This is a genomic window from Amycolatopsis rhizosphaerae (genome assembly GCF_007713715.1).
GTDB lineage: Bacteria > Actinomycetota > Actinomycetes > Mycobacteriales > Pseudonocardiaceae > Amycolatopsis_E > Amycolatopsis_E rhizosphaerae.
Genome location: NZ_VJWX01000735.1, coordinates 1 through 2,383 on the forward strand (window position 1 = coordinate 1; position 2,383 = coordinate 2,383).

Consider the following 2,383-nt stretch of genomic DNA (forward strand, 5'->3'; position numbering starts at 1 on the left):
TGTTCGAGAGGTTCACCGACCGCGCGAGGCGGGTGGTCGTTCTGGCTCAGGAAGAGGCCAGGATGCTCAACCACAATTACATCGGCACCGAGCACATCCTCCTGGGCTTGATCCACGAGGGTGAGGGTGTCGCCGCTAAGGCGCTCGAATCGTTGGGTATCGCGCTGGAGGGTGTCCGCCAGCAGGTCGAGGAGATCATCGGCCAGGGGCAGCAGGCTCCGAGTGGGCATATTCCCTTCACTCCGCGGGCCAAGAAGGTGCTTGAGCTGTCGTTGCGTGAGGCGTTGCAGCTCGGTCACAACTACATCGGCACGGAGCACATTCTGCTGGGTCTCATTCGTGAGGGTGAGGGTGTGGCGGCTCAGGTGCTGGTCAAGCTTGGCGCGGACCTCAACCGTGTGCGCCAGCAGGTGTTGCAGCTGCTGTCGGGCTATCAGGGTGGTAAGGAGACCGCCGAGGCGGGTGGCCGTAGTGAGGGCACTCCGTCTTCGTCGTTGGTGCTTGACCAGTTCGGCCGTAACCTGACCGCTTCCGCTCGTGAGGGCAAGCTGGACCCGGTGATCGGGCGCGGCAAGGAGATCGAGCGGGTCATGCAGGTGCTGTCGCGCCGCACGAAGAACAACCCCGTGTTGATCGGTGAGCCCGGTGTGGGTAAGACCGCCGTGGTGGAGGGCTTGGCGCAGAACATTGTCAAGGGCGAGGTTCCCGAGACGCTGAAGGACAAGCAGCTCTACACGCTGGACCTGGGTTCGCTGGTGGCGGGTTCTCGTTACCGTGGTGACTTCGAGGAGCGGTTGAAGAAGGTCCTCAAGGAGATCAAGACTCGCGGCGACATCATCCTGTTCATCGACGAGTTGCACACGCTGGTCGGTGCGGGTGCCGCGGAGGGTGCGATCGATGCGGCTTCGATCCTCAAGCCGATGCTGGCCCGGGGTGAGTTGCAGACCATCGGTGCCACCACGCTGGAGGAGTACCGCAAGTACATCGAGAAGGATGCGGCGCTGGAGCGCCGTTTCCAGCCGATCCAGGTGGGTGAGCCCTCGCTGGAGCACACCATCGAGATCCTCAAGGGTCTGCGTGACCGGTATGAGGCGCACCACCGGGTGTCGATCACTGATTCGGCGCTGGTTGCCGCCGCGACTTTGGCCGATCGTTATATCAATGACCGGTTCCTGCCGGACAAGGCGATCGATTTGATCGATGAGGCGGGTGCGCGGATGCGGATCCGCCGGATGACCGCTCCGCCGGACCTGCGTGAGTTCGACGAGAAGATCGCCGCGGTGCGGCGTGACAAGGAGTCCGCGATCGACGCGCAGGACTTCGAGCGGGCGGCGCGGTTGCGTGATGAGGAGAAGACCCTGCTGGGTCAGAAGTCGGAGCGGGAGAAGCAGTGGAAGGACGGTGACCTGGACGTCGTCGCGGAGGTGGACGACGAGCAGATCGCCGAGGTTCTGGCCAACTGGACCGGTATTCCGGTGTTCAAGCTCACCGAGGAGGAGACCACGCGTCTGCTCCGTATGGAGGACGAGCTGCACAAGCGGATCATCGGTCAGGAGGACGCCGTGAAGGCGGTCTCGCAGGCCATTCGTCGTACTCGTGCCGGGTTGAAGGACCCGAAGCGCCCGTCTGGTTCGTTCATCTTCGCCGGCCCGTCGGGTGTGGGTAAGACCGAGTTGTCCAAGGCGTTGGCGAACTTCCTGTTCGGTGAGGACGACGCGCTCATCCAGATCGACATGGGTGAGTTCCACGACCGTTACACCGCTTCGCGGCTGTTCGGTGCTCCTCCCGGGTATGTCGGTTACGAGGAGGGTGGTCAGCTCACCGAGAAGGTGCGGCGCAAGCCGTTCTCGGTGGTGCTGTTCGATGAGATCGAGAAGGCGCACCAGGAGATCTACAACACCCTGTTGCAGGTGCTGGAGGATGGTCGTCTCACCGATGGTCAGGGTCGCACGGTCGATTTCAAGAACACGGTGCTGATTTTCACTTCGAACCTGGGTACGCAGGACATTTCCAAGTCCGTGAGTCTGGGCTTCTCTTCGGGTGGTGACGAGCGTTCGCGCTATGACCAGATGAAGCAGAAGGTTCACGAGGAGATGAAGAAGCACTTCCGGCCCGAGTTCCTCAACCGGATCGACGACATCATCGTGTTCCACCAGCTCACCCAGGAGCAGATCATCCAGATGGTGGATCTGATGATCACCCGGGTGGAGAACCAGCTGAAGGCCAAGGACATGGCCATCGAGCTGACCGACAAGGCGAAGGCGTTGCTGGCCAAGCGCGGTTTCGACCCGGTGCTCGGTGCCCGTCCGCTGCGCCGGACCATCCAGCGGGAGATCGAAGACCAACTGTCCGAGAAGATCCTGTTCGGCGAGGTGCAACCGGG

The 2,383-nt window shown here is 62.3% G+C and carries 1 protein-coding gene; it reads left to right on the forward strand.

The window, feature by feature from the left end; all coding sequences use genetic code 11:
- Nucleotides 1-2,383, forward strand: a 2,383-nt coding sequence (locus FNH05_RS36195) for an ATP-dependent Clp protease ATP-binding subunit (protein ID WP_144593342.1), incomplete at both ends; no start/stop codon positions are given.